This window comes from Nostoc sp., from assembly GCF_036917155.1.
Taxonomy (GTDB): Bacteria; Cyanobacteriota; Cyanobacteriia; order Cyanobacteriales; family Nostocaceae; genus Nostoc.
In genome coordinates this window covers 1-7,324 of the sequence record NZ_JBALDZ010000001.1, presented here as the reverse complement: position 1 = coordinate 7,324, position 7,324 = coordinate 1, and the positions used below count along the sequence as shown (strand labels likewise).

Here is a 7,324-nt window from a genome sequence, read left to right as displayed (position 1 = left end):
GAGAGTTCAGCCTTTAGTGACAGTAATCTGCTGTCAGGCTGGGTTAGTTATTTACGGGCTGTTTACCGTGATTCACTACCCAACGAATCGCACTTCTTGTCCACCTGTGACCATTTCTAACTCTCGCACCCTTAATTCTCCATAGCGGGCACTAGTTCGCCAGTGAATCAGACGAGTGGGATCTCCGATACGATAAGGACGTAGCGATCGCACCAGCCCTGTTGTCGCTGTCTGCAAGGGTCTACCACGAGGATCGCCCCTTTTGCTCTCTTCTTGCCCCATTTCGTCTACTAGGGGGCAGGTAGCCAAGGGTAATACTGTAGGATAAACGATCGCTGTGGCAGCACAATCACGCTGACGACGACACCAAAACAATCCCAAAGGCGCACCAGAACCGAGTTCGACTATGTGCCAGCGATAAACACCCCGTTGCTGAGTCGGGTGGTAATATACCCAACGGTAACTACCTTGGCTAGGAATTATCTCGATTGCCTTTTGTACTGGTTTCCCTAAGACAAAGGGCAGCATATCTTCAACTTGCAATAAGCTTACAGGCTGCTGTGTCTGATTGCAGATTTCTAATTCCACTGTTAGATCGTCCCCCGCTGACACTGGTTGCATGGGACGACGGGTGATGAATAGACTTGTGAGCGATCGCGGCGGTAAGATGGCTGCTACACCCAAAAGGGCAAAACTAATGCCGCTAATGGCATATAGCCAACCAGCCATCGTATTGATACCTGCTCCAAAAAAACAAATAGCCGTTGCTGCTAGTACCCAACCGCCATAAGCAGGGGCACTGGCGCGGGTTTCTAACCAATTGGTGATGGGTTTGATAATTTTCATGTCTCTTTTTTAACTCAACACCACCAGAAATTCACAGTGTCTCAGAAGTTTGTTCAATTCCTCAAAGAGAGATGGAAAGTTGCGACGACCACTTACCCCGGATTTCTCACCAATGCTCAAAGCCTGTGCTTGTGCAGGGGAGCAGGGGAGCAGGGGAGCAGGGGAGAGTTCAATGTGCCTTGTTCTTTGCCCTCTGCCCCTCCGCCCCTCCGCCCCTCTGCCCATCTGCATTTCAAACTTGTGAGAAATGCGGGTTACAACCCGTAGAATTTCGATACCATCATCTAACACTTTGTAGAAAATCATATAGCCTTGCAAGGATATACCTCGCAGGTCTGAATGAACTCAGAGAAAAGCACAGATATTTAATATGTCTTAAAAATTTAAATTTTATCAGTTGCGATCGCATAACCTCAATGGATGCTGGGAATAATAAATTTGGGACATCTGCACCAAAATTCATTCCATGAAACAGCAAAAAAATCAATTCAGTCATCTGACTGCGATCGAAAGAAGTTATCTGTCATTTCCAGCACAGTTTTTATTAAATCAAAACCTGTTACAAGGCAAAATACTAGACTTTGGTTGTGGTTTTGGGAATGATGTTAAAATATTGCGTCAAAAAGGTTATGATATTATAGGGTATGACCCTTATTATTTTCCAGAATATCCTGATAATAAGTTCGATACAATAATTTGCTTTTATGTTTTAAATGTTTTATTTACCGAAGAACAAACTAATGTTCTCATGGAAGTGTCATACCTATTAAAACCAGGAGGTAAAGCTTATTATGCTGTAAGAAGGGATCTCAAAAAAGAAGGTTTTCGAGAACATTATGTTCACAAAAAGCCTACATATCAGTGTATTGTAAAACTTCCCTTCCCTTCGGTTTGTTTAGACGAACATCGGGAAATATATGAGTATATCCATTATAATTATCAGCGAAATTCATCTAATTATTGTATATTTTGTAATCCCCATAAAAATCTAAAATTATTAACTGAATCAGCAACCGCTTATGCTACTTTTGATGGCTATCCCATAAGTAAAGGTCATGTTTTGATTATTCCTAAACGTCATGTTAGCAATTATTTTGAACTACCATTTAAAGAGCAATCTGCTTGCTGGCTGATGGTGAACAAAGTACAAAAAATTCTCAAAATAAAATTTGAACCTGATGGTTTTAATATAGGAATGAATATCAATCGAGCCGCAGGTCAAAATATTATGCACGCTAGTATTCATATCATCCCTCGTTATAAAGGTGATACTATTTCTAGCAAAAGTGGAATCAGAAACGTCATTCCTAAAAAACAATAGTTTTTTACTGACAGTTTCCAGTAGCAAATCTTATGCATTTGCCTTGACACTAGTAAACTCAACGAGGTTGTCAACACCCTACGTTTGCTCTAATGAGCGTGGTGATACCTTTTGGGCGTTTAGCTGTCTAGCAGCAAGTTTCGCGGAGTCCCCACGTACTGTTTCCAAACCTCTATCTCTGATAGTCTTTGCAGCACCGATGTCAGCGTGTTCGTGATATCCGCATTCTGTACAAATGAACTTCTCACCATCACGATTAGACTTATCGACATGTCCACAATTTCTGCATTCAAGACTTGAGTGTTTAGGATTGATTTTAATTACGACTTTTCCTTGCTTTGCAGCGAGATACTCAATCTTTAAAATCAACTCACCCCAACTTGCATCAGAGATAGCGCGGTTTAAGCCTTTCTTTCTCGATTGTCCGTTCTTTAAAAATCTCCCGGTTGTTTCATCGGTTTTTACCCTACAACGTTTCAACATACCGGAGATGTTTAAATCTTCTAGCGCAATAGCATCAACATTTCTAGATACTATTTTGTTAGCAACAGCCCACTGGTAAGTAACTCGTTTATCTGTAATCTTTTTGTGAAAACGTCCTAACTTGCTAGCTGCTTTTTGACGATTTTTACTACCCTGTTTCTTTAACTCTGGTAATGCTGTTATTTGGATATCTCCCGCACTACGTCGGGGGTTTTTGAGTTTGCCATCCTTATCAATTTTAGTATCTTTCCAAGGTTCACCACTCGCACCATTCTTACTCACAAAACAAGTTAGTGGGCAGGCTTCTCCCCTGGTTCTGATATCGCAATAGTCCCCCTGAATGAATTGCTGATTATATTGGGCTATCCTGTCAGCTAAACTCCAGTTGTAAGTGGAGCGGAGCATATCTAGCCATCCGTCCATGACACTTGACTGAGTAACGTTAGGACGCAGCTTAAAACAAAAGTTTGTTAGCAAATACTATCACCTACTGTTGTCGTTTAAATTATTTGAATATACACTACATACAAAACACAATCAGCAATTATAGAAAGATGGGAAGTTTTTCTCCAGATGAATACAGACATGAAGGCCATGCAATATCACTTCTTAACTATCACTTCGTTTTTATACCAAAACGCAGAAAGAAGGTATTGGTAGACGTAATAGCAGAGAGATTGCAGGAAATCATCTGTGAGGTTGCTTTTGAATTTAGATGAAGAATTGTTGCAATGGAAATTATGCCTGATCATGTTCACTTATTTTTAAATGTGAAGCCAACAGACAACCCATCCCAAATCATGAATAGGATTAAAGGACGGGCTTCTCATCACTTAAGATTCATACTTTCCAGAATTACTTAAACTTCCAACTCTATGGACACCCAGCTATTTTGTTTCCACTGCTGGTAATATTTCTACAAAAAATGTAATAGAGTATATTGCACACCAAAAAGATTAAATCGGAACACCGTAAACGGTGCTACCAGCTTTCAACCCAAGCACCTGAAGTACGAAATACGCAACTGCGTTGCTGTTTCTCAGGGGTTTTCAGTATTTCCCTTATAAATCACATAGTAAAGTACACCCAGAGCCTCATATTCATCCAATTTAGCATAATTATAGCGATTTCTGGGCTAGTACTTGTTCAAACTAGTTTTGAGGGTTTGTAGTAAGCATAAACCTTGCTTAGAAAATTCTGGTAACTTTTAAACTATTAATAAATAGTAACTGTAGGTGCTTAGTGCTATTAATGCTTTATATTTGGCAACAGGCTGGTGCAAACAGCCACTCATGTTCAAATACTTAAGAGGCAGTACCCATCGAAAGCAAATCATGCTTTGATACCACCACCATATAGTGTAAGTTAAAGTTAAGTCGATATTCAAACGAATAATTTTTGCTGAATTGCGACAGATAAAGACTAAACTAAAAAGTCTTGTGCAGCAAAACCTGTAGCTTTAAATGAAATAATCATGTCTAAGGTTCTTGTCTCAGATTCGATTGATCAAGCTGGAATTGACATTCTTTCGCAAGTTGCAACCGTTGATGTCAAACTAAATCTAAAAGCAGCGGAACTGATCGCAATTATTGGTGAGTATGACGCGCTGATGATTCGCTCTGGTACACGCGTCACTCAAGAAATCATTGATGCCGGTACCCAGCTAAAAATCATCGGTCGTGCTGGTGTGGGTGTGGATAATGTAGATGTTCCCGCTGCCACACGCCGGGGAATTGTGGTAGTCAATTCTCCAGAGGGAAATACAATTGCCGCTGCCGAACACGCACTAGCAATGATTTTAGCTCTATCTCGCCACATCCCCGATGCTAATGCTTCGGTGAAACGCGGTGCTTGGGATCGCAATAGCTTTGTTGGCGCGGAAGTCTACAAAAAAACTCTCGGCGTTGTCGGTTTGGGCAAAATTGGCTCCCATGTTGCGGCTGTAGCTAAGACAATGGGGATGAAACTCCTAGCTTACGACCCTTTTATTTCTACAGACCGAGCCGAACAAATTGGCTGTCAGTTGGTGGAGCTAGATTTACTCTTCCAGCAAGCAGACTATATCACCCTCCACATCCCCAAAACCCCAGAAACCACCCACTTAATCAATGCCACAACCTTGGCAAAGATGAAACCCACAGCCCGGATTATCAACTGCGCTCGTGGTGGGATCATTGATGAAGTAGCTTTAGCAGCAGCTCTGAAAGCTGGTAAAATCGGTGGTGCAGCCTTGGATGTGTTCGAGTCAGAACCACTGGGTGAATCTGAGTTGCGATCGCTAGGTAAGGAAGTCATCCTCACTCCCCACTTGGGAGCCTCTACCGCAGAAGCTCAAGTGAATGTGGCCATTGATGTTGCCGAACAAATTCGCGATGTACTTTTAGGACTACCAGCACGTTCAGCCGTCAACATTCCCGGACTCGGCCCCGACGTTTTGGAAGAACTCAAACCCTACATGCAGCTAGCAGAAACCCTCGGTAATCTAGTCGGACAGCTAGCTGGCGGACGGGTAGAAGTACTCAATATTCGACTGCAAGGTGAACTCGCGACTAACAAAAGTCAGCCTTTAATCGTCGCTGCGTTGAAAGGACTACTTTACCAAGCTTTGCGGGAACGAGTAAATTACGTAAATGCCAGCATAGAAGCCAAAGAACGGGGAATTAGGGTAATTGAAACCCGTGATGCTTCCATTCGAGACTATGCTGGCACACTGCATCTAGAAGCTACGGGTACTTTAGGTACTCATTCGGTAACAGGCGCTTTGTTGGGTGAGCGGGAAATCCACCTCACCGACGTTGATGGTTTCCCGATTAACGTCCCGCCCAGCAAATATATGTTGTTTACTCTGCACCGCGATATGCCGGGGATTATCGGCAAACTTGGTTCCCTACTTGGCAGTTTTAATGTGAATATTGCCAGTATGCAGGTAGGTCGTAAAATCGTCCGTGGCGATGCGGTAATGGCTCTGAGCATTGATGACCCTTTACCAGAGGGTATTTTGGGTGAGATTATTAAAGTCCCTGGTATTCGGGACGCATATACAGTAACACTATAAAGGCAAAAGTAAAAAGGCAAAAGTAAAAAGAAATACTTTTACTTTTGCCTTTTACCTTTTTACTTTTTACTTTTTTATGGCAAACACCTGGTGGGAACTAAATATTTTATGTGAGCCAGACCTAGAAGAATCAATCTTTTGGCGACTGGAAGATTTTGGCTGTCGTGGTACAGCTAGCGAAAACAAAGGAAACTCATCTTTAGTCAGGGCTTATCTGCCGACAATTCAAACAGAGCTACTAGATTTGGCAGCGCTATCGCTGTGGCTGCGTCAAGATGCTCTCTGTGTAGGAGTTTCATCTCCCTCACTGCAATGGCAATTAATTGATGAGGAAGATTGGGCGACTAGCTGGAAACAATATTGGCATCCGCAAGAAATAGGCGATCGCTTCCTAATTAACCCAGCGTGGCTACCATTACCAGAAACAACGGAACGGTTAGTGATTCGTCTTGACCCTGGTGTAGCATTTGGTACGGGCAATCATGCCACTACTCAGCTATGTTTGGAATCCCTGGAAATGAGGCTGAGTGGCGTTCCTCAGTCCTTTGTGGGTAGTAGTGGCAAACATGAAAATCTGGTAATTGCGGATATTGGCTGTGGTTCTGGTATCCTTTCCATTGGGGCGCTGCTATTGGGTGCAGAGAAAGTCTATGCAGTGGATACTGACCCTTTGGCGGTACAATCAACCATCAGTAATAGTGCCCTGAATGACATTAGCCCAAAACGTTTACTACCAGCATTGGGAAGTGTAGACGTTTTGACAAAACTAATTGAAAACCCAGTTGATGGTATCGTCTGTAATATTTTGGCTCATGTAATTATTGAATTGATTCCAGAAATGAGTGCGATCGCTAAACCTGAAACTTGGGCCATCTTCAGTGGTATTTTGCTGGAACAATCTAAAGCTGTTGCTGACGCCTTAGAACAAAATGGTTGGGTTGTCGCTACCCTGTGGAAACGAAAAGAATGGTGTTGCTTGAATGTACGGCGTTCTTAAGCCAGTAGAAATTATCGCAATTCTGCAACCCTTAAATCTTCGACTTCTTAAAGAAGTCGGGGTTATTTAAGTGTCGGGGTTATTTAAGTGACATAATATATAAATTACCCACTATTGACTTTTGAAATAATACTACAATCTCAAACAACCAAACTCAATAATTCCAAATTTTTGAAGCTCCTTAGAGGTTATTTATAAAGTAAAAATAATTGACCGTATAACGTTTTAGGGTACAAAGTATCCACACAAGTGAAACTTGAGGAATTTATGGAAACACATCTATCCTATGGAGGGTTTTATATTAAAAATAAATAAATATTTATATAGTTATTTAAAGATGATGTAATCTCAGCGTTCAAAACCGACGCTGTAAAGCTGAGAAATCAACGTGTTGCCGTCTATCGGAGGTAGCAGAAATGAAGAGTGCTGAGTAAAAAGACCACGCCACAAGAGGTGGGGTATCAACCTCCTCCTGAAAAGAAAAGATTCCGCTTGACTTCGGGCGGGGCAAAAACCCAAGTGCAAAAGTATTGGACTTTGGACAAAAAGAAGAAGTTCGCGAGTGTGACTCGCGAAATAAAAACTACGCATCATAAATTACACCAGTTATTTTTCAAACTGA

At 41.9% G+C, this 7,324-nt stretch carries 6 protein-coding genes and 2 pseudogenes; 5 read left to right on the top strand and 3 right to left on the bottom strand.

Going from position 1 to position 7,324, the window contains the following annotated elements; translation table 11 throughout:
* Positions 1–90: 90 nt before the first annotated feature.
* Positions 91–846, bottom strand: a pseudogene (locus V7K67_RS00040) (DUF58 domain-containing protein); the annotation flags it as partial.
* Between the two features lie 9 nt (positions 847–855).
* Positions 856–1,152: a hypothetical protein gene (locus V7K67_RS00035; protein ID WP_335164716.1), complete on the bottom strand. Its 297-nt coding sequence runs from the start codon at positions 1,150–1,152 to the stop codon at positions 856–858.
* A 160-nt stretch (positions 1,153–1,312) separates the two neighbouring features.
* On the opposite strand from V7K67_RS00035, the gene V7K67_RS00030 reads away from it, so the two are divergent.
* Positions 1,313–2,167 carry an HIT family protein gene (locus V7K67_RS00030; RefSeq protein WP_335164714.1) on the top strand — a complete coding sequence of 285 codons (855 nt, stop codon included), beginning with the start codon at positions 1,313–1,315 and terminating at the stop codon, positions 2,165–2,167.
* Positions 2,168–2,245: 78 nt separating this feature from the next.
* Here V7K67_RS00030 and V7K67_RS00025 read toward each other — a convergent pair whose 3' ends face one another.
* Positions 2,246–3,127, bottom strand: coding sequence for an RNA-guided endonuclease TnpB family protein (locus V7K67_RS00025; protein WP_335164713.1), 882 nt, complete (start codon positions 3,125–3,127; stop codon positions 2,246–2,248).
* Between the two features lie 77 nt (positions 3,128–3,204).
* On the opposite strand from V7K67_RS00025, the pseudogene tnpA reads away from it, so the two are divergent.
* From tnpA to V7K67_RS00005, 4 genes and pseudogenes are all read left to right on the top strand, one after another.
* Positions 3,205–3,610, top strand: a pseudogene (gene tnpA / locus V7K67_RS00020) (IS200/IS605 family transposase).
* A gap of 514 nt (positions 3,611–4,124) precedes the next feature.
* Positions 4,125–5,705: a phosphoglycerate dehydrogenase gene (gene serA / locus V7K67_RS00015; RefSeq protein ID WP_334732445.1), complete on the top strand. Its 1,581-nt coding sequence runs from the start codon at positions 4,125–4,127 to the stop codon at positions 5,703–5,705.
* Positions 5,706–5,781: 76 nt separating this feature from the next.
* Positions 5,782–6,702: a 50S ribosomal protein L11 methyltransferase gene (gene prmA / locus V7K67_RS00010; protein WP_334732446.1), complete on the top strand. Its 921-nt coding sequence runs from the start codon at positions 5,782–5,784 to the stop codon at positions 6,700–6,702.
* Between the two features lie 423 nt (positions 6,703–7,125).
* The coding region (locus V7K67_RS00005) for a hypothetical protein (RefSeq protein WP_335164710.1) at positions 7,126–7,324 on the top strand (199 nt) is incomplete at its 3' end.

What these genes read in the sequence shown, in the direction of transcription:
- V7K67_RS00035 (WP_335164716.1), bottom strand. Translation starts at nt 1,152, where the DNA reads ATGATTTTCTACAAAGTGTTAGATGATGGTATCGAAATTCTACGGGTT.
- V7K67_RS00030 (WP_335164714.1), top strand. Translation starts at nt 1,313, where the DNA reads ATGAAACAGCAAAAAAATCAATTCAGTCATCTGACTGCGATCGAAAGA.
- serA (WP_334732445.1), top strand. Translation starts at nt 4,125, where the DNA reads ATGTCTAAGGTTCTTGTCTCAGATTCGATTGATCAAGCTGGAATTGAC.
- prmA (WP_334732446.1), top strand. Translation starts at nt 5,782, where the DNA reads ATGGCAAACACCTGGTGGGAACTAAATATTTTATGTGAGCCAGACCTA.